This is a genomic window from Acinetobacter sp. NigerLNRRAM0016 (assembly GCF_054112845.1).
The window spans coordinates 19,277-39,888 of sequence record NZ_JBSYVT010000013.1; the positions used below are offsets into that span (position 1 = coordinate 19,277).

Below are 20,612 nucleotides of genomic sequence, written 5' to 3' on the forward strand. Positions count from 1 at the left end.
AACAAAACTAGGATCATTCATGTCAACAACAGTTATTATTCTTGCTGCAGGTAAAGGGACTCGTATGCGCTCCCAGCTACCCAAAGTCTTACAACCCTTAGCAGGACGCCCTTTACTTGGTCATGTGATTGACACAGCCAACCAACTGAATGCTGACCATATTATTACCATCTATGGGCATGGCGGGGAACAAGTACAACAACATTTTAAGCATGAACACGTGCAATGGGTTGAACAAGCCGAGCAACTCGGTACGGGTCATGCGGTACAAATGACCCTGCCTGTACTACCACAAGACGGTATTTCTCTGATTTTATCAGGCGATGTGCCATGTATCACGCCAGCGACATTACAAAAATTACTGGATGCTTCACGTGGAACAGGCATTGGCTTGGTGACTTTGACCCTCGAAGATGCCACGGGCTATGGACGCATTGTGCGTGAAAATGGGAAAATTCAAGCCATCGTTGAGCATAAAGATGCCAACGAACAACAACGCCAAATTCAAGAAATCAACACGGGTATTTACTGTGTCAGCAATGCCAAACTACATCAATGGTTGCCGCAACTCACCAATAACAATGCCCAAGGTGAATACTACCTGACTGACATCGTGGCGATGGCACTGGCCGATGGTCTTAAAGTGGCTTCGGTTGAACCTGAAATGGCATTTGAAGTTGAAGGCGTGAATGATCGTATGCAACTTGCAGCGCTTGAACGTCAATTTCAAAACTTCCAAGCCAAACAATTGATGCAACAAGGTGTACATTTAATTGATCCAAGTCGTTTTGATCTACGAGGTACACTTAAAGCCGGACAAGATGTACGTATCGATATTAACGTCATCATTGAAGGCGACTGTGAGTTTGGTGATGCTGTTGAAATTGGTGCAGGCTGTGTGATTAAAAACACCAAAATCGCTACTGGCACCAAAGTTCAACCCTATAGCTTATTTGATCAAGCCATTGTCGGTGAAGATACCCAAATTGGACCTTTTGCACGCTTACGCCCAGGGGCGAAACTCGCCAATGAAGTGCATATCGGCAACTTTGTCGAAGTCAAAAACTCGAGTGTCGGTTTAGGCTCGAAAGCCAACCACTTTACCTACTTGGGCGATGCCGAAATCGGTGCAGGTTCAAATATTGGCGCAGGCACCATTACCTGCAACTATGATGGCGCCAACAAATTCAAAACCATCATTGGTGATGCTGCATTTATTGGTTCCAACAGCTCACTGGTTGCCCCTGTCCGCATTGGCAATGGCGCAACCGTTGGTGCAGGTTCCGTGATTACCCGCGATGTGGAAGATAATTGTTTAGCCATTGAACGCTCTAAACAACTGATCAAAGAAAATTTTCAACGTCCACAAAAATTGAAGAAATAAGAGGATCGTCCTATGTGTGGTATTGTCGGTGGCGTTGCAGAACGTAGTATTACCAATATTCTCATTGAAGGTCTCAAACGACTTGAATATCGTGGCTATGACTCAGCAGGTTTAGCCTTGGTCAATCATGACCAGATTTTACGTGAACGTCGTGTCGGTAAAGTCGCCAATCTAGAACAAGCCGTAAGTGAATCACAAATTGTTGGCAACTTAGGGATCGCCCATACCCGTTGGGCAACTCATGGCAAACCGACTGAAAATAATGCCCATCCGCATGTTTCAGGCGATGTTGCCGTGGTACATAACGGTATTATCGAAAACTACCAAGAACTGAAAGATGACCTCGAAGCACTTGGTTATGTATTCACGTCGCAAACCGATACTGAGGTGGTTGCTCATCTTGTACATGATGCATTGAAATCTACCTCGAGTTTGTTAGAGGCGGTACAAAGCGTGGTACCGCAGCTGAAAGGTGCTTATGCCCTCGGGATTATTCACACGGACTATCCAAATGAGTTAATCACTGTGCGTGAAGGCTCACCCTTGGTAATTGGTGTCGGGATTGGTGAGAATTTCATTAGCTCGGATCAATTGGCATTACTCCCTATTACCAACCGCTTTATCTACCTTGAAGAAGGTGATATCGCACGCTTGACCCGCGACAAAATTGAAGTGTTTGTGAATGGACAATTAGTACAACGTCCAGTTAAAGAGCTTGATGCAACGGTAAGCAATGCATCAAAAGGTGAATTCAAACATTACATGCTCAAAGAAATTTATGAGCAACCTGAAGCACTGCAACAAACCATTTCGCAAGCACTGGATGGCAACGCTTTACGTGCAGATTTCCTGCAACATGCCGAAGCGGATTTTGCCAATATCCAGCAAGTACAAATTCTGGCTTGTGGTACCAGTTACCATGCAGGCATGATTGCCAAATACTGGTTTGAACAACTGATTGATGTGCCATGTCAGGTTGAAATCGCCAGTGAATTCCGCTATCGCACCCCTGTCATTGTCGATAACACGCTGTACTTGTGCATTTCACAATCTGGTGAAACTGCAGATACTTTAGCGGCACTGCGTGACACCCAAAAACGTGCTGCGGCCAAGAATATCAATATTGTGACTATGGCAATTTGTAATGTCGCAACATCCTCAATGATCCGTGAAACCAGTCATAGCTTACTGACCTTGGCAGGACCTGAAATTGGTGTGGCGTCAACCAAGGCCTTTACTACACAACTCGCAGCCTTGATGTTGCTGATTCTGAAAATTGGTCAAATTAAGCAGACCATTTCAGAACACCAAATTCAAAGCATTGCTGCAGAATTATGGCATCTACCTAAAGTAATTTTGGATACGCTACAAAACAATGCGGCAATTCTGCGCCTGTCTGAATTGTTTGTAGAAAAGCAGCACTGCTTGTTCTTGGGTCGTGGCACACACTTCCCGATTGCTCTGGAAGGTGCACTCAAACTCAAGGAAATTTCCTATATTCATGCGGAAGGTTATGCTGCGGGTGAACTCAAGCATGGTCCATTGGCCTTGGTTGATAATGACATGCCTGTGGTGATTCTGGCTCCACAAGATGACATGTTGGATAAACTTAAATCCAATATGGAAGAAGTTCAGGCGCGTGGTGGAGAACTGTTTGTATTTGCCGATGAACATAGCGGCATTCAAAGCAAAGAGCGCCAACACGTCGTCAGTGTACCAAGCATCATTTCGACTTTGGCACCAATCGTATATAGCGTACCGGTGCAATTACTGTCTTACCATGTTGCTGTTTTACGCGGCACCGATGTCGACCAGCCGAGAAACTTGGCCAAAAGTGTAACCGTCGAATAATACCAAAGGCTCGAACATCGAGCCTTGTATTTAGGTAATAAAGTATCATCCTAGGTAATATAGTTTCATCTTTAGAAATAAAGTATCATCCTATATTGATTAAATAATAATCGCCCGCTATTCTAAATAAATGAAGAATAGCGGGCGATTTGTTATGGTTACAGAGCATCAGCAGAAACGCTGGATCAAAGAAGGACGAGGCCAAGGCTATTTAAAAGATTATAAGCCATGGATCACTGTACGAGATGTTAGTTCAAAAGGTCGTTCTCACCGAGTATTTGGCCATACAACAAAACGCACCCATCATTTATTATCTGATTTAGAACTTGCAATTTTTCTACTTTTAGACTGGAATCCGTTAATTACTGATATCAGAGAGCAATTTCCCTTGCCTCTCAACACTACTCTCGAAATTTCAGAAGAAGCTCAGATCTCTCACCCTAAAGTTAAAGACGCTCTACAAACTATAACTTCAAGTTTTTATGTAAATAGTCAAAGTACAAACCAACCAAGTTTTGTCATCCGAACTAAATACACAAATAGCTTACAGGATGAAAGAATCGTTGAAAAACTAGAACTTGAGCGTAGATATTGGAAAAGTACAGATACACCTTGGTATATCCTTACAGAAAAAGAAATTCCTTCAGTTGTTTTGAATAACATCAAATGGCTTTATCCAGCCATGAGACAATCTAATACTGAAATGTACGACCGCTTAAACGATTATATCCATATATTTACACAATATCCTGAACTTGACTTAATAACTTTAAGTAAAAAAATGGATCAAGCATATAATTTAACGATTGGTACGTCTTTAGCTGAGCTCCGAGAACTGCTTGCACAACGTTATTTCATTTTCGATATAACCAAGGACTATAAAAAGATTAAAGCCTCTGAGATCAAGTTAGGCAATTTTGAAATATGGGAGGAAATTCGCCATGTTTCGAATCAATAGTGTATATAAGTTTCAAGGTAAAGATTACCGACTTCTTAAAATTATTCCTTCTTATATTATCTGGATTGATTTAAATCACCCCAATGCCAATCCCTCTATAATTAAAAAAGAAGAATTGATTACAGCTATAGAAGCCGGCGAAGCAGAAATAATTAAAGATCCTTTCGCTGATATTTCCTTAATTAATGTGACAGAAGGTTCTGTACAGCAAAAAAAACGTGATATGGGAATGAACATTATAGATTTACTCATATCTAATGAACATTTCTATGATCCATCTGTTCGTTTTAGCCTTGTTAAAAGAATTATTGAGCAGCATAAAACAACTCATCAAACTATTTATAGATTAGCACGTCGATACTGGCAACGAGGTCAAACACCAAATGCACTTATTCCTAGTTATAACAATTCTGGTGCTAAAGGTGTTAAACGTATTGCAAAAAATAAAAAACTGGGTAGACCAAGAAAATATAGCGAAGGTGTTGGTGCATTAGTTGATCAGAATATCGAGCGACTCTTCAGAATTAATATCAATAAATATATGTTAACGAAGGATAAACATTCTTTGAGTTATGCCTATCGTAAATTTTCTACGATGTATCATTCATTATTTCCAGATACACCTGATAGCGAAATTCCGACCATCTGGCAGTTTAAATATTTTTATGAACGTGAGTTCCCAAAAGTAGCTCAACTTACTGCTCGAACCAATCCAATTATCTATGCAAAAGACATCAGAGGGCTCCATTCAACTGTCAACACCCAAGTCCTAGGGCCGGGTTCTCGCTATGAAATTGATGCAACCATTGCTGATGTTTATCTTGTCTCAGATTCCGATCGTGCCTGTATTGTTGGACGGCCAACTATTTATCTAGTTGCTGATGTATTTAGTAGAATGGTGGTTGGTTTCTATATTGGCTTTGAAAATGCTTCCTATGTAACCGCAATGCAAGCTTTACAAGTTGCCATGACGGATAAAGTTGAGTTATGCAAACAATATGGTTATGAAATTACACATGATGACTGGCCATGTATTGGATTACCTGATGCTATTTTGGCAGATCGGGGGGAATTATTAGGACATCAGATTGAAGCTTTAGAATATAACTTTTCTATTCGTATCGAAAATACAGCACCTTACCGCGGAGATTTAAAACCAATTGTTGAACGTTATTTCAGAACTGTTCAGGCAAAATTTAAGCCTTTTGCTTCGGGTGTAGTACAACAGGTTAAAGAAAAAAAACGTGGGGGCGCTGACTACCGATTAGATGCAACACTTAACATAACTGAATTTAAGCAGATCATTATTGGTTCAATCCTCACACATAATTTGTCACATCAATTGACAACTTATGATCGTGATATAGATATGCCTAGCGATTTGCCGTTGGTTCCTATTCATTTATGGAATTGGGGAATACAACATCGTGTAGGTCGGTTAAAACAGGTTTCAGAAAAAGCATTACGTATTGCTTTATTACCTAAAGTTAAAGCAACCTTGTCTGATCTTGGGTTGAAAATTTTTGGAGTGTTTTATCACTGTACTGAAATAAATGAACAAGGTTGGATGCATCGCAAAAAAACTATTTCTCGTCCACAATTTTTTCAAGTAGCTTATGACCCAAGTAATGCAGAAATGATTTATGTGTTTTATGAGGAGCATAGTTTAAATTATTGGGAAGCTACACTTTCTCCAAGATCGAGAGAGTTTTTAGGGTGTAGTTTTTGGGAAGTCTGGCAGGTTCAACACGAACAAAAGAAAATAAAAGCGGCTCAAGATCTAAAAACCAATAAATCTCAAGCATATCTTGAAGAACATATTGAATCAATTATTGCTCGGGCAGATGCCAAAAAACCTTCCACATCTAGCAAAAAACAACGTTTGACTGATCTTCGTAAAAATAAACAAGCTGAAAAAGATAGTGAACGATTGAAACAGAGAAACAACAGCCAAAAATCGTCAAAAGGTGCATTGACGGTTTTAGAACAATCTTCAGAAACTCAAAGTAATATTATTCAGATGCCTAAGTCTAGGCAATTTATAGATTTAGAAAATGATGAAGATTACAGACTACGTTTTGGTATTTATCAAGATTTGCTAGATGATCTTGATGATCCTAACGATGAAAGTTGATAGTCACGATATTTAGATAAGATAGGATAAAATTATGACTAATAAAAATTACCAAGCAGTGTATAAAGCAAGCCCTGTTTCTGATTATCAGGGAAATCCTTTTATCGAGGCATTACCCGAAATTTTTGAGGCAAATGATACTATACAAGCCATTAAAGGTACTGTCGAATTCAGATTATCGGATCGGCAACTTCCTAACAATACTCGTGCTCATATTATATCGCAGTTATTAAATAATTTTTTTCACCCTATTAAACGACATTTAACATTAGAACAAAAAATTTCTATTATGCTGAGAAAAGGGTATGTAGGGCGAAATATTACCACAGGGGATTTAAATCGGCATTTACAGAATAGTTTTGAACATATTAGAAGCAATGATTTTAATGCTTCTCGCCATACAGATTTAATATCAACAGCACAAAGTCTGGTTTTTATTGGGTTCTCTGGTAGTGGCAAAACAACCACATTAAATCGTATTCTTAAAAATTACAAACAAAAAATTTACCATCCTGAACATAATTTCACACAACTGGTCTATCTAAAAATTGACTGTCCATATAATGGATCACTCAAATCACTATATTTAAATTTCTTTAGTGCCGTTGATCGTGCTTTAGGAACTAACTATGAACAGCAATACACCCAAAAGCGACATAATGAACAAAAGCTATTGCAACTTATGGGACACATTGCTCATCTTCATGCAATCGGTCTTTTGGTGATTGATGAAATTCAACATCTCATAGCAAACAGATCGAAAAATTCTGATGAAATGTTAAATTTCTTTGTAACTTTAGTGAATGTTTATAGCTTGCCAATTATTATGGTAGGAACGCCAAAAGCCAGTAACATATTTGAACGTGATTTGCGTTCATCACGTAGAGCTGTAGGTTTTGGTTCAATTCATTGGGAACCTATAAAAAATGAACCTGCAATAAAAACCCCGGATGGAAAAGTACGAAAATCAGAGTGGATGACTTTTACAGATGCTCTTTGGAAATATCAATGGTTAAGGAAAAGTGATTCTCTATTGTCCGATGAGTTACGGCAATGTTGGTTTGATCTAACTCAAGGTATTTTAGATATAACTGTTAAGCTTTTTGTCCTTGCACAAATACGGGCAATTGAGTCTGGTTTAGAACGAATCACTGTTAAATTGCTCAAAACTACATATCAAGAAGATTTTAAACCCATTCATCACATTATAGATGCTTTACGTTCAGGTGATGCTCGACGGATTGCACAATATCCTGATTTAATTACACCTGAAATTGACAGACAATTGTTAAAACTTTTTTCTAAAATCGAAGAAAGTGCTGTTGATCAAGGAGATGAGCTTGCTGAATATCAGGGGCATGCAGAATCCATCCGTTTGCATAATCTGTTGCTTGAATTAGGTTATGACACCAATCTTTTAGTACCACTGGTCAAAAAAGTATTTGTTAAGCATCCCGATAAACACTTGACTGAGCTACTACCCATTATTATGGATTGGTTAAATCAGGATGTAGATTCAACAAAAAATTCCTCATTATCCAAACCAAAATTATCAAAAACCAAACTGCTTAAATATGATCAATGGCAAACATTGGATTCGGTTGACTTACGTTTTCAATTTTCACAAAAAGAGAATGATCAAAGCTTTTATGATCATTTAAAAACTCAAACTGATTTGATCTTTGATATATCTAATTGGATAAAACAGGTGAGTTAGTTATGCTAAATTTTCCTATGCCTTATGAACAAGAGTTGATTTACAGTACAGTGGCTCGAGCTGGAGTTCGTTTAGCATTTGAAAGTCCAAAGCAGTTACTTGACGCAGTGTTTCAAAATAGAAAGGTTATTGCTACGGTTGATTTACCCTGTCATCTGAATTCGATTGTTAATCAGTATACTGAGGGACAATTAAGTCTAGAAAATATAATATATAAACACACATTATTTCCTATATATGCACCTTTTGTACCTGAAGCAAGGCGACAACAATGTTTCAAATGGATGGCCAATATTTCACAAGGCTCGGTACATCTTTCTTTGGGAATTAATGCTTCACGAGTCCCTATTATTGATAGACTACGTTACTGCCCACAATGTTTGAAAGAGCAAGCACTTCAAAAAGGCGAATTCTACTGGGTACGATTATGGCAAATACAGGGAGCTTGCTGCCCGCAACACGGTAAGCTTGTAGAATCAACCCTAGATTTAAGATCATTACACAGACATGACTTCATGGTACCTTCAGATATTTTTTGTATTGAATGGAATCAGATACCAGCAACAAGTGATGAACTTTTCATTAGTTCTAAATTAATAGAATTGTTATCTATACCACCTTTTGTATCACCAAGTTATGAACAGTGGACGATGTTCTATAATGAATTAGCCAAGAGGAATAACTGTACTCGCGGGCAAAACCAAATTGCTTTTGATCAAATTTTAGAAAAAATATCGTTACGGTGGTCACAAAAATTTCTTAGTCAATATCATTTGGATGACTTAGCTTCTGAAAGCAGCTGGCTACATAATATTTTCAGAAAGCATCGCAAAAGCTTTAGTTATCTTGAGCATATTCTTGTAATCGAAGCGTTTCTAAATGCTGACTGGTCTTTTGCAGAGATATTCAATCAAGTTAAGTCTTTCAAGAAAGTAATTACTCAACAGAATAGTCGAATAAAATACCAGGATACTAATTTTGAAATAACTAGAGCTGAAAATCGTAAAAAATGGTTAGATTTAGTACAAGACCATGGGGTTAAACCGGCTCGTCACCTGCAGGCAGCTCTTTATGCATGGTTATATCGAAACGATAAAACCTGGCTATTGCAGACGAACCAAAATTTCCATCAGAAGTTTATTCCTCAAGGGACTAAAATTGATTGGCAAAAACGCGATCTTTTTTATGTCCGGCAACTTATCCAGCTCAATAATGCTTTAATTTGGGATTTAGAGGGATCAAGACGCTCCGCAAAATGGTGGTTAAAACAGACTTTAATGTCAAATACATTAGAGAAAAATTTACATAAATTACCTCTGATTCAACTTTTTCTAGAACGATATAGTGAAGATATCAGCTGTTATCAAATCAGGCGCCTAACAAAAGTGTTTATAGATATTAAAATCAATAAACAACCAATTCCTCAGTGGCGTATTCTACGAAAAGCTGGATTAAGTGAAGAACGAATGATATCTGAAACGAAAAAATTTCTAGAATACATCGTTCATGAGTTCTCTAACATTATGCAAAATTAATTTTATTAAATCGCTGGCTTTATAAAATTAAGTTTTGAGATTTCAATAAAATAAGCTTTAATATATGTAGTCATTTTTTGTCAATTCACCAAAGTTTAAAATGGTAAAATCCTGATGATAAAAATTAAAAATTTTCCTGAAAATGCGAGAATTACTTTTTTAGGTTCTATTTTCAAAGATATAAAGAATGAAGAATGGAATATCACTATTGGATTAGAAAATGATGAATATTTAACTAAAGATCAGAGATATTTGCTTAACCATGCTCGTTTTTCTAATATGCCATTATTAGCAAGAAATCGGAGATTCAATCAGAATAAAAAATTCACTCCTTTTAATGAGTCTATTATCACTATTAAAATAGATGACTTGCAAAAATGGGATGTTATAATTAATCAATCAAAGCAGTACCAATTTAGTCATATTGTTAGCGATATTCATGCAACACTAACAGACATCGAAATTGTTTTACCTCAAATAGAACTCGCTAGAGTATTATTCTTGCATACTGCCTATCTATCTCGTGCTGCATTGGATCAAAGGCGTTTTTTTCGGGAATTTGATATCATAAAAGAAGAGAATCAAACTCTGATCAATATTCTTGACTTCTGTAACTTCCCACCATCCCAATATGATAATATTGGGATGCGCCGCTTGCTCGCATGGATATTACTCGATACAGAGGCACGAGCATCCTTTGAAAGCATCTCCAAAAATTTTTTGAGTGAGAAAGTGCAGACAAAATTCCGAGAATTCTGGAACTTTAATTTTATCCCACCATCATTAAAAGGCGCTGAGCTCACATTAAAAGTATATTTTAGTCCAAAGACAAACAAATATTATGTAAATGAAATTCTGGCAATATCAAACTTACCCAGTGAAATTAATCATACTGTCATTTTTTGTAGTCCAAATTTTACTGTAAAAAATACTCAGGTAAGCTCTGAGCGCTCTTCTAGAGGTAGTAAGCACACACGAAATGAAGATCCTATAATTGATGATAAAAAAGAAGCCAATAGTGATAAACAAATAACAATCATTGATTCACCCAAAATTACACTATCACTCTCATCTCCTTTTGAAACGAAAAAAGCAGCAATTAAACATTCTGGTAAAAAGGGTAAATTTAATAACGATGATGTAACTATATTACCGGAACCTAACGTAGGTACAGGTGAATCCACTATTTTTGGAGAAATTGGTCGAGGGGAGTTTGAAAATTGTCAAGATGAAAGTGATGACCTTGAGCTATTCATGAAACGATTTGAAGCATTTAAAGCCATGATTGAGCAATTTACATTACAGCATAATATTCTATCAAAAATTAAATTTACCATTTCCAAGCTTCCCGCTGTCAATCGATCCAAGCTACATAAGACCGATGATGGCAACTTTCGGAGTATTGCGGAAGTCCAGCTAGAATTTCAAGATAAAAAATTTTCCATTGTAGAAATTGATACAAGTGACAATCACAAACCACTTTCAACATTAATTGTTAAGGTCGAAAGTTTTGAAGCGTGGGATCAAAATTTTCCAAGTTTTAAAGAACAAATTATTAGACGTTCTTTGCGTTGGCCTACTGCAGAACTATTAAAAAATATTGGTATTCCCAAAGGCGTTAACCATCCAAAAAACAAATTTGAGATAACTACGTCTGATAAAGAGTTTAAAGATTGGGTAAAGCGATTTACAGAAGTTTTAAAATCTATTTAATGGATTTTTCTGTAGCATGAGCTATTGAGGAAAATATGTTCTGTTATTTGGATATTTCTTAATTTTATGGTAATTAGTCTTTTAACTGTACCTCAATGACATCCGTGTTTTGGCTTTCGAATTGCATTTAGGATGATACTTTATTACTAATTTTTCTATAGGATTAAGAGTATACTATGGTTTAAGATGATACTTTATTTTTAATAAGGCAAATCATGAACCATGAAAATCAATTAGTTAGAAGAAATTTAAGATGAAACTTTATTACCATCTTACAGAGCCTTTTTTATAAAGTGACCATGAGTGAAAGATATGACCTCTCTTACCTGTTTTAAAGCTTACGACATTCGTGGCAAATTGGGCACAGAATTAAACCAAGAGATTGCCTATAAAATTGGTCGTGCCTATGGGCAAATTTATCAACCCAAGACTGTCGTTATTGGCTGCGATATGCGTCTCAGCAGCGAGGGCTTGAAACAAGCCACTATTCAAGGACTCACCGATGCAGGTGTCAATGTGCTGGATTTAGGCATGACAGGAACCGAAGAAGTCTATTTCGGTGCCTTTCATCTTGATGTACAAGGCGGTATTGAAATTACAGCCAGTCACAATCCCATGGACTATAACGGTATGAAATTAGTCCGTGAAAATGCACGCCCAATCAGTGCTGACACTGGATTAAAAGAGATTCAAGTGCTGGCTGAATCTGGTTCATTTCAAACAGTTGAGTATAAAGGTTCCGTACAGAATTATAATATCCTGCCTGAATTTGTTCAGCACTTATTAACCTATATTACCCCTGAAAAAATTCGCCCATTGAAACTGGTGGTCAATGCAGGAAATGGAGCCGCTGGTCATGTGATTGATGCCTTGGAGGCACAATTTAAGCAGCTGAATATTCCTGTTGAGTTTATTAAAATACATCATGAAGCCGATGGGACATTCCCGAATGGTATTCCTAACCCGATTTTAATTGAAAATCGTGACAGCACACGTAATGCGGTACTGGAACATCAGGCTGATATGGGGATTGCATGGGATGGTGACTTTGACCGCTGCTTCCTCTTTGATGAAAAAGGACAATTCATTGAAGGTTACTATATTGTCGGTTTATTGGCTCAAGCTTTTCTTTTGAAACAAGCCAATGAAAAAATTGTGCATGATCCACGACTCGTTTGGAATACATTGGATATTGTTAATCAATATCAAGGAATTACCGTACAGTCCAAATCAGGGCATGCCTTCATTAAAGATGTCATGCGTGAACACAATGCTGTTTATGGTGGGGAAATGAGTGCCCATCACTATTTCCGTGATTTCGCCTATTGTGATAGCGGCATGATTCCATGGTTACTCGCGATTAGCGTACTTTCTGAAACACAGCAGTCTTTATCTAGCTTGGTTGAGGATATGATCACGAAGTTTCCATGTAGTGGTGAAATCAACTTTAAAGTCGCGGACACACAAGCCACCGTCCAAAAGATTTTTGATCATTATGCAGATCAAAATCCACATGTGGATCGTACTGACGGTGTCAGCCTTGATTTCGGTGCATGGCGTTTAAATGTACGAGCTTCAAATACTGAACCCTTATTGCGCTTGAATATTGAAAGCCGTTTGGATCGAAGTCCTGAGCCAATGCAAACTTATGTGAATGAATTAACTCAGTTGATTCAGAACTAAAACAAAAGGGAGCATTTGCTCCCTTTTTAATGTGTACATTTAATTTGCATAACCTTGCGGATTCTGTTTTTGCCAATTCCAGCTATCTGCAAGCATATCTTCAAGCCCATATTGAGGCTTCCAATTCAATTCTGTCACCGCCCGAGTATTGTCTGCAAACGAGGTTGCTACATCACCCGCACGTCGTGGCGCAAATTCAAAAGCAATCGGAATCCCATTAACCTGCTCGAAGGTATTTTTAATTTGCAAAACTGAGGCACCTTGACCCGTGCCAATATTCCAAGCACGACAACCTGTTGCGGATAGTCGATTGTTTAATGCACACAAATGAGCATTGGCCAAATCCACCACATGGATATAATCGCGTACCCCTGTACCATCCACTGTGTCATAGTCTTGACCAAAAATAGCCAGTTTTTCACGTCGCCCCACAGCAACTTGAGTTACATAAGGCATTAAATTATTGGGAATCCCTTGAGGATCTTCACCTATGCGACCACTTTTATGTGCGCCCACAGGATTAAAGTAGCGTAATAACGCAATTGACCAACGTGTATCTGCAACACTCAGCTTTTGTAGCATCTGTTCTACAATCAGTTTGGTATAACCATAATTATTCGATGGCATACCCGTTGGCATTTCTTCATTCAATGGAGAAATATTTGCCTCATCATAAACGGTCGCAGAAGAACTAAATACCAGCTTAAATACGCCAGCGCGTTCCATCGCTTTGACTAAGTTTAGACTCCCCGTAATGTTATTATCAAAATAAGTCAAAGGAATCTGCTGACTTTCACCGACGGCTTTTAAACCTGCGAAATGAATCACCGCATCGATTGTATGCAGTGCAAAAAGTTGATTGAGTGTTTCAGTATCACGAATATCTCCCTCGATAAAATCGAGCGATTTTCCTGTTAGGGCTTGTACTCGAGCCAGAGATTCTACTGAACTATTCGAAAGATTATCTAACACCACAACATCATGGCCAGCAGTTAATAACTCTACACAGGTATGTGAGCCAATATAACCTGCTCCACCTGTCACTAAAATTTTAGCCATGTTTATTTCCTAATAAAATTTTAATTAACCCTTGAGTCGAAGCATCAAACTGAGAAATATCAACTTTCTGCCCATTAAGCACTGGCAATAATTGGTTAGCAATCTCTTTGCCTTTTTCAACACCCCATTGATCAAAGGGATTTATATTCCAAATCACCGACTGCACAAATACTTTATGCTCATAGAGCGCAATCAGCATACCAAGCGTTTTGGGATTTAATTCGCTGACCAATATTGTCGTACTTGGCTGATTTCCATCATATTTTTTATATTCAGGCAGATCATCCAACTCATTGGCACACAATACTTGATTACCAAAAGCCAGTAACCTTGATTGTGCCAAACAGTTAGACAGTGCTAAATGATGCTGCTCAATCAGTGCTTCGGCATTTTCTGCATAGGTAAACTGTTTTGCATTATATCGCTGTACTGGTGCAATAAAATCACAACTTACTGCATGTGTCCCTTGATGCAGTAACTGATAGAACGCATGCTGCGCATTTGGGCCGACCTCTCCCCAAATAATCGGGCACGTCGCAGATGCAACTTTTTGATGATCGCGCTGTAAAGATTTACCATTAGATTCCATTTCAAGCTGCTGTAAATATGCAGCAAAATATTTCAAGCGACCATCATAAGGCAGAACTGCATGGGTCTGCATATTCAAATAATTGGTATTCCATACCCCCAATAAGCCCATCAGCACAGGAATATTTTGCTCGAACGGTGTATTTTGGAAATGCTGATCCACCAAATGCGCACCCGAAAGTAAGGCTTTAAATCCCTCAACTCCTATTTGTAAAGCGATGGGTAATCCTATACAAGACCAAAGCGAATAACGTCCTCCTACCCAGTCCCATAATAACAACTGGTGATCAGGATGGATTCCCCAGGCTGTCATTTTTTCAGGTTTAGTCGACACACCAATAAAATGACTTTTTAGAACACAATCTCGTTGCCCTAAGCTTTTCTCTAGCCATTGACGTACGGTTTCAGCATTCGATAAGGTATCAATCGTTCCAAAAGATTTGGAAGAAATAATGAATAAAGTTGTTTCAGGTCTTAACTGATGCAGCAGCTCTGAAAGCTGGCTGCCATCCATGGTCGAAACAAAATGTACATTTAAGGGTTTTGCTGTTTGGACTTTAAAATCAGATAAGGCACGGGAAACCATCAAAGGGCCTAAATCTGAGCCACCCACTCCAATATTCACTACATCTTGAATGACTTCACCCGTCACACCACGATATTGACCTGCATGGATTTTCTCGACCAAATTAAACATTCGATCTAATTGTGCATGCACTTTTTGCGATAATTCGGGGAAAACAAATGAATCTTTCGGCAAGCGCAAAGCCCAATGCATTGCTGCACGTTGCTCAGTGTAGTTAATTGGCTCAAGGGAAAACAAGCGACCAATCCATGCTTTTAATTGCTTCTCTTCTGCCAATGAAAGCAATGCCTTTGTCACAGACAAACTGACACGCTGCTTACTAAAATCTAAAAGCAAATCTTCACAGCGCAAGCTAAAGTTTTCAAAACGTTGCGCTTGTTCAGCAAAAAGCTCGCTCAAATGAACCGACTGCATTTGTTCAGCTAACTGCTGTAATTTTTGTTCACTAGAAGGCAATGCTTGCTTAGGAAAATTTTCGATATTTTCTCTCATACTCGACCAACACCCCCATAAGCAAAGCCCTGAGCTTTGACATAGAGAGGATCATAGATATTACGCCCATCTAGAATAAGCGGATGATGCATCAATTGCTGTAGCTTTTTATAATCAGGACTAAAATATTGTTTCCACGCGGTGATCACACATAAGGCATCCGCATCTTGAACTGCCTCATAAGCATCTGTACACAAAATTAAATCTTCACGATGGCCATACTGTTGGTATATTTCCGGCATAGCTTGTGGATCATGAAGCTTCACCCTTACACCTTGTGCCCAGAGCGCATTGAGCATCGCATGAATTGGGGAGTTATGAATACTCGAGGTATTTTCTTTGAAGGATGCTCCCCAAATGGCAACCACTTTATTTCTCAAATCTGAATGGTAATAACTCCAGAGTTTACGAAATAAAATCTCTTTTTGCTGCTCATTGATATCCCAAACTTGCTGCAATAAGTGGCTTTTCGCACCACTTTTAGAGACTTCACTGGATAAGGTTAAAATATCATGCGAAAAATTTTCGCCACCAAACCCCACCCCAGGCGATAAATACGCCGAGCCAATCCGTGAATCAGCACCCATCCCTTGTGCTACATTGGCAATATCAATACCCAGTTTTTCTGCAACCAAAGCCATATCGTTAATATAGCTAATCCGAGTTGCCAACATGCCTGAGATACTCAGCTTAGTAAATTCAGCATCAAGAATTGGCATAAACAAATATTGCTGTGTTTTATTAAATACGGGGCGTAACAACTCTTCAACCATTGTTCTAGCTGGCTCTTGTTCCACTCCAACAATAACCTGCTTCAAATGCAGCATACTATTAATGGCATTCCCTTCCTGAATTACATCGGGTAAATAAACCCAGTAATCTTGAGGTGAAATTTCACTCAGCTTATTCGTACCATTTAATCCAAAAGTTGCAGCATTAATCATCAATCTTGGATGAATAATAGGTTTTAAAGCTAATATTTTTAGAGTCTGAATCGCCAGTTCAATTTCTGTTGGGCTATAACAAAATAAATAAACATCAACATCTAAAGGAAGTTCAAGGACAGAACAATAAAAAAGTTGTCCAAGTTTATGCTGTCGATTCAAACGAGCATTAACATCTTCATCTAAGTATTGAACTCGTTTCTGAGGAGAATGCTCATTACTCTGTTGACTGCACCAATATACATGATTGCCATATTCGGATAACAATACAGCCATAACACCTGCATTTAGTGTCGCACCCAATATTGCAACTTTCATGATTCACCCACAATTCTTATTGTTATTCGATATTTAATTCAGCAATTAACTGCTTAAATTCGTGACCTAATTTAGGATGAGTAATACCATAGTGTAAAACTGCCTTTAAATAGCCGAGCTTACTGCCACAATCAAAAGTTTCACCTTTCATACGATAAGCTTCAACTGAATCAGTGTGCTGCAACATTGCAATTGCATCCGTCAACTGAATTTCATTTCCTGCGCCTTTTGGCGTTTGTTCCAATAACTGCATAATTTTGGCAGGTAGAATATAACGTCCAACCACAGATAAATTTGAAGGTGCTGTGCCTACAGCAGGTTTTTCTACAATACCCTGCATAATGATGCTTTGACCTTCTAAAGGTGAATGTGCAACATCAACAATGCCATATTGATCAACCAAATGTTCAGGAACAGCTTCAACCATAATTTGAGCCGCTTGCGCGATTTCGTAACGCTGAATCATACAGGCAAGATCATTTTGGTCTGATTTAGCTTTCACCAATACATCTGGAAGCAGTACAGCAAAATCATCACTCCCAATTACACTTTTGGCACACAGAACGGCATGCCCTAACCCCAATGGTTGTGGCTGGCGCACACTCACTACACTCACATGTGGTGGTAGGATTTCAGTAATTTCTTTTAAAAGATCGGTTTTATTTTTCTGTACCAAAGTTGTTTCGAGTTCAAAATTTCGATCAAAATAGTTTTCGATAGATGCTTTTGAAGAATGTGTCACTAAAATAATTTGTTCAATTCCAGCTTGAACAGCCTCGCGTACAACATATTCAATTGCTGGACGGTCAACTACAGTGACCATTTCTTTTGGAATAGATTTACTCGCGGGTAAAAAACGCGTACCCAAACCAGCAACAGGTAATATGGCTTTTTTAATCATAAAACTAAACTCGAAACACTATTAAATTTAAGACTTAACTTGATCTTCAGTTTTTTTTGTGGTGTTGCCTTGAAATAGGGATGGACCAACATGACCAGGGGCATTAATTCCCTCTCGTTTTGCCATTACTGCAACCGTTCTAAACATAATTTTAAAATCGACCAAGGTATTGTGATTGTCTACATACCAGACATCACACTTAAAACGTTCTTCATAATCTAGTTCATTTCGACCACTAACCTGAGCTAATCCAGTCATGCCTGGTCGAACTTCAAGACGACGTGCTTGTTCTGGTGAATAAAGCTCTACAAAATCCTTCAACATTGGTCGTGGCCCCACAACACTCATATCACCTTTAAGTACATTAATCAGCTGGGGCATTTCATCTAAAGAAGTAGAGCGCAGCTTTTGCCCAAATGGAGTAATGCGTTTTTCATCTGGTAAAGGGTTGCCGTCTTGATCGAACGCATCTTTCATTGAACGAAACTTAATCATTTTAAAAAGTTTACCATCTTTTCCAGGACGCTCTTGGCAGAAAAAAATAGGAGACCCCAAATTTTTACGTACTTTATAACTTACAATGAGGAAAATTGGAGACAATAGTATTAGCGTCGTTAGTGAAATCAGTATATCTAATAATCGTTTCATAGTATCGAACTCAAAATTTTAACTAATGTCATTCTTAAATACTCTTTTAAAATCAATGAATAAAAAAAACTGTTTATCTCATGAAGAGCTTTTTTTCCTACATACCAATGTTAATCTTGATTAAAAATATCTCTAGTATAAACCTTTTCAATCACATCAAGTAAATCATCATTCAAACGATTAGACAAAATAACATCACTATCCATTTTAAAATTGTTCAAATCTTTCTCTACAAAACACTGATTAAATTCATTAACTTTTAAAGTAGGTTCATAGATGATTACTCGTATATCTTGCTGCAATAACTTCTCTATAATATTTTCAACAGCAGAGGATCTAAAGTTATCAGATCCATGTTTCATAATAAGACGGAATACACCAACAACTTTGGGTTTCTTAGATAAAATTGCATTAACAATAAAGTTTTTACGTGTATTATTTGCTTCTACTATAGCAGTAATAATTTTATTAGGAACATCCGCATAGTTTGCCAATAGCTGCTTTGTGTCTTTTGGTAAACAATAGCCACCATAACCAAAAGAAGGATTATTATAATAATTACCAATACGTGAATCTAAACATATTCCTTCAATAATTTGCTTAGTTTCCAAATTCTTTATTTCAGCATAAGTATCTAATTCATTGAAAAATGAAACTCTCATCGCCAAATACGTATTAGCAAAAAGCTTGATTGCTTCTGCTTCAGTTGGATCAGTTAATAGAATTGGGACATCCTTTTTTAGAGCTCCTTGCAACAACAGATTAGCAAAGTTCTTAGCACGATCTGATTGTTCCCCTACAATAATTCGGGAAGGAAAAAGATTATCATGCAAAGCCTTCCCCTCACGCAGGAATTCAGGAGAAAAAATAATATTTAAAGTATTATATTTCTTTCTCACAGACTCAACAAATCCTACAGGAATTGTTGATTTTATTATAATTAGTGCATCTTTATTTACAGATATTACTTGTTCAATGACAGATTCAACAGAGGATGTATTGAAATAATTTTTATCTTCATCGTAGTCAGTAGGTGTTGCAACTACAACAATATCAGAGTGAATATATGCATCTTCACAGTCTATTGTTGCTGTTAGACTAAGTTTTTTACTTTTTAAGTATTCAATAATTTCTCTGTCATGAATTGGGGATCTTTTTTGATTAACAGAATTTACTCGTTCAAAATCGTTATCTATAGCAAAAACTTCATTATGCTGTGAAAGCAATATCGCATTTGACAATCCAACATATCCTAAGCCAACTATAGATATTGTGTAAGACATTTATAAACCTATTCTATAAAAACTAAAATTTGAAAAAGCGTGCAATCTTTGCAAATTTATTACGCAAAACTCCGCGCACAGCATAATGTAAAAAATAATAAGAGGATAGAAATAATGAAAGATTTTCTATTTTTCTATATAAATACCAGTTATATTGAGCCGCTTTAAATTTATTCGCAGATATTGAATCTGAACGCACAGTATAACTTGCAAGATCTTCTTGCAATCCATAAGCAAAAGGTTCATACCTAAGGATCTTTAACCATAAAGCAAAATCTTGACGCTTTCGGATAAGGGGAAAGTCCATCTTTCCTAATTTATGCACGTCATACATTGCAGTTAAGCAGCCAATAATACAAGTTTTTAATAATTGATGGTAATTGACTTTATCAGGAATATACATATTTCCTATATTTTCACCCAATTCATTTACTTTATGATAAGCGGTATATGTAAAAGCGTATCCATTTTCCAACATAAAATGTACTTGTTTTTCTAATTTGTCATAACACCAACTATCATCACTATCTAAAAAAGCAATAAAGCGCCCTTGAGCATTTTGAATACCCTTATTACGAGCAACCGCTGCACCAGAATTTTTTTGAAGTTGAATAAGCTTGATACGAGCGTCTTTATCTATATAAGATTGTATCAGACCAATTGAATCATCCGTTGAACAATCATCAATTATCAACATCTCCCAGTTAGTATAAGTTTGCAACAAAACTGAATTTATTGTTTTTTCAATAAATTCAGCAGAGTTATAGGATGGTGTAATGATTGACACTCTCATTTCCAATGAACTCATAGATTTAACC

15 protein-coding genes are annotated in these 20,612 nt (G+C 37.4%); 8 read left to right on the forward strand and 7 right to left on the reverse strand.

Annotated elements, in window-relative coordinates:
- Positions 1-19 precede the first annotated feature (19 nt).
- The 8 genes from glmU to ACWQ4X_RS09935 all read left to right on the forward strand — a co-directional run bounded on the left by glmU (position 20) and on the right by ACWQ4X_RS09935 (position 12,975).
- Positions 20-1,384 carry a bifunctional UDP-N-acetylglucosamine diphosphorylase/glucosamine-1-phosphate N-acetyltransferase GlmU gene (gene glmU, locus ACWQ4X_RS09900; RefSeq protein WP_457903515.1) on the forward strand — a complete coding sequence of 455 codons (1,365 nt, stop codon included), beginning with the start codon at positions 20-22 and terminating at the stop codon, positions 1,382-1,384.
- A gap of 12 nt (positions 1,385-1,396) precedes the next feature.
- A complete protein-coding gene (gene glmS / locus ACWQ4X_RS09905) occupies positions 1,397-3,235 on the forward strand; it encodes a glutamine--fructose-6-phosphate transaminase (isomerizing) (RefSeq protein WP_457903516.1) in 1,839 nt (612 codons plus the stop codon).
- 154 nt (positions 3,236-3,389) lie between these two features.
- On the forward strand, positions 3,390-4,193 hold the full coding sequence (locus ACWQ4X_RS09910) for a heteromeric transposase endonuclease subunit TnsA (RefSeq protein ID WP_016165659.1): 804 nt from the start codon (positions 3,390-3,392) through the stop codon (positions 4,191-4,193).
- Complete coding sequence (locus ACWQ4X_RS09915; protein WP_016165660.1) at positions 4,177-6,327, forward strand: DDE-type integrase/transposase/recombinase; 2,151 nt, start codon at positions 4,177-4,179, stop codon at positions 6,325-6,327. The genes ACWQ4X_RS09910 and ACWQ4X_RS09915 overlap by 17 nt, the downstream gene beginning before the upstream one ends.
- A gap of 34 nt (positions 6,328-6,361) precedes the next feature.
- Positions 6,362-8,044 carry an AAA family ATPase gene (locus ACWQ4X_RS09920; protein WP_016165661.1) on the forward strand — a complete coding sequence of 561 codons (1,683 nt, stop codon included), beginning with the start codon at positions 6,362-6,364 and terminating at the stop codon, positions 8,042-8,044.
- 2 nt (positions 8,045-8,046) lie between these two features.
- Positions 8,047-9,579: a TnsD family Tn7-like transposition protein gene (locus tag ACWQ4X_RS09925; RefSeq protein ID WP_457903517.1), complete on the forward strand. Its 1,533-nt coding sequence runs from the start codon at positions 8,047-8,049 to the stop codon at positions 9,577-9,579.
- Positions 9,580-9,693: 114 nt separating this feature from the next.
- On the forward strand, positions 9,694-11,292 hold the full coding sequence (locus tag ACWQ4X_RS09930) for a Tn7-like element transposition protein TnsE (protein WP_103270887.1): 1,599 nt from the start codon (positions 9,694-9,696) through the stop codon (positions 11,290-11,292).
- Positions 11,293-11,604: 312 nt separating this feature from the next.
- The gene (locus ACWQ4X_RS09935; protein ID WP_457903518.1) at positions 11,605-12,975 is read left to right on the forward strand and encodes a phosphomannomutase CpsG; all 1,371 of its coding nucleotides are present in this window, start codon (positions 11,605-11,607) and stop codon (positions 12,973-12,975) included.
- 39 nt (positions 12,976-13,014) lie between these two features.
- On the opposite strand, the gene galE is transcribed toward ACWQ4X_RS09935, so the two are convergent.
- The 7 genes from galE to ACWQ4X_RS09970 all read right to left on the reverse strand — a co-directional run bounded on the left by galE (position 13,015) and on the right by ACWQ4X_RS09970 (position 20,602).
- A complete protein-coding gene (galE, locus tag ACWQ4X_RS09940; RefSeq protein WP_457903519.1) occupies positions 13,015-14,034 on the reverse strand; it encodes a UDP-glucose 4-epimerase GalE in 1,020 nt (339 codons plus the stop codon).
- A complete protein-coding gene (gene pgi / locus ACWQ4X_RS09945) occupies positions 14,027-15,700 on the reverse strand; it encodes a glucose-6-phosphate isomerase (RefSeq protein ID WP_457903520.1) in 1,674 nt (557 codons plus the stop codon). The genes galE and pgi overlap by 8 nt, the downstream gene beginning before the upstream one ends.
- Entirely contained in the window at positions 15,697-16,962 is a 1,266-nt protein-coding gene (locus ACWQ4X_RS09950) for a nucleotide sugar dehydrogenase (protein ID WP_457903521.1), read from the reverse strand. The genes pgi and ACWQ4X_RS09950 overlap by 4 nt, the downstream gene beginning before the upstream one ends.
- A gap of 22 nt (positions 16,963-16,984) precedes the next feature.
- Positions 16,985-17,863, reverse strand: coding sequence for a UTP--glucose-1-phosphate uridylyltransferase GalU (galU, locus tag ACWQ4X_RS09955; RefSeq protein ID WP_457903522.1), 879 nt, complete (start codon positions 17,861-17,863; stop codon positions 16,985-16,987).
- 27 nt (positions 17,864-17,890) lie between these two features.
- The gene (locus ACWQ4X_RS09960; protein WP_457903523.1) at positions 17,891-18,511 is read right to left on the reverse strand and encodes a sugar transferase; all 621 of its coding nucleotides are present in this window, start codon (positions 18,509-18,511) and stop codon (positions 17,891-17,893) included.
- A 110-nt stretch (positions 18,512-18,621) separates the two neighbouring features.
- The gene (locus ACWQ4X_RS09965; RefSeq protein ID WP_457903524.1) at positions 18,622-19,794 is read right to left on the reverse strand and encodes a nucleotide sugar dehydrogenase; all 1,173 of its coding nucleotides are present in this window, start codon (positions 19,792-19,794) and stop codon (positions 18,622-18,624) included.
- 22 nt (positions 19,795-19,816) lie between these two features.
- Positions 19,817-20,602, reverse strand: a complete 786-nt coding sequence (locus tag ACWQ4X_RS09970) for a glycosyltransferase family 2 protein (RefSeq protein WP_457903525.1) — start codon at positions 20,600-20,602, stop codon at positions 19,817-19,819.
- Positions 20,603-20,612: the final 10 nt, after the last annotated feature.

Excerpts from the sequence above, each read along its gene's own strand:
- ACWQ4X_RS09915 (WP_016165660.1), top strand. The coding sequence starts at position 4,177 with ATGTTTCGAATCAATAGTGTATATAAGTTTCAAGGTAAAGATTACCGA.
- ACWQ4X_RS09910 (WP_016165659.1), top strand. The coding sequence starts at position 3,390 with ATGGTTACAGAGCATCAGCAGAAACGCTGGATCAAAGAAGGACGAGGC.
- ACWQ4X_RS09965 (WP_457903524.1), bottom strand. The coding sequence starts at position 19,794 with ATGTCTTACACAATATCTATAGTTGGCTTAGGATATGTTGGATTGTCA.
- ACWQ4X_RS09950 (WP_457903521.1), bottom strand. The coding sequence starts at position 16,962 with ATGAAAGTTGCAATATTGGGTGCGACACTAAATGCAGGTGTTATGGCT.
- ACWQ4X_RS09960 (WP_457903523.1), bottom strand. The coding sequence starts at position 18,511 with ATGAAACGATTATTAGATATACTGATTTCACTAACGACGCTAATACTA.
- glmS (WP_457903516.1), top strand. The coding sequence starts at position 1,397 with ATGTGTGGTATTGTCGGTGGCGTTGCAGAACGTAGTATTACCAATATT.
- galE (WP_457903519.1), bottom strand. The coding sequence starts at position 14,034 with ATGGCTAAAATTTTAGTGACAGGTGGAGCAGGTTATATTGGCTCACAT.
- ACWQ4X_RS09935 (WP_457903518.1), top strand. The coding sequence starts at position 11,605 with ATGACCTCTCTTACCTGTTTTAAAGCTTACGACATTCGTGGCAAATTG.
- ACWQ4X_RS09930 (WP_103270887.1), top strand. The coding sequence starts at position 9,694 with ATGATAAAAATTAAAAATTTTCCTGAAAATGCGAGAATTACTTTTTTA.
- galU (WP_457903522.1), bottom strand. The coding sequence starts at position 17,863 with ATGATTAAAAAAGCCATATTACCTGTTGCTGGTTTGGGTACGCGTTTT.
- ACWQ4X_RS09920 (WP_016165661.1), top strand. The coding sequence starts at position 6,362 with ATGACTAATAAAAATTACCAAGCAGTGTATAAAGCAAGCCCTGTTTCT.
- glmU (WP_457903515.1), top strand. The coding sequence starts at position 20 with ATGTCAACAACAGTTATTATTCTTGCTGCAGGTAAAGGGACTCGTATG.
- ACWQ4X_RS09925 (WP_457903517.1), top strand. The coding sequence starts at position 8,047 with ATGCTAAATTTTCCTATGCCTTATGAACAAGAGTTGATTTACAGTACA.
- pgi (WP_457903520.1), bottom strand. The coding sequence starts at position 15,700 with ATGAGAGAAAATATCGAAAATTTTCCTAAGCAAGCATTGCCTTCTAGT.
- ACWQ4X_RS09970 (WP_457903525.1), bottom strand. The coding sequence starts at position 20,602 with ATGAGTTCATTGGAAATGAGAGTGTCAATCATTACACCATCCTATAAC.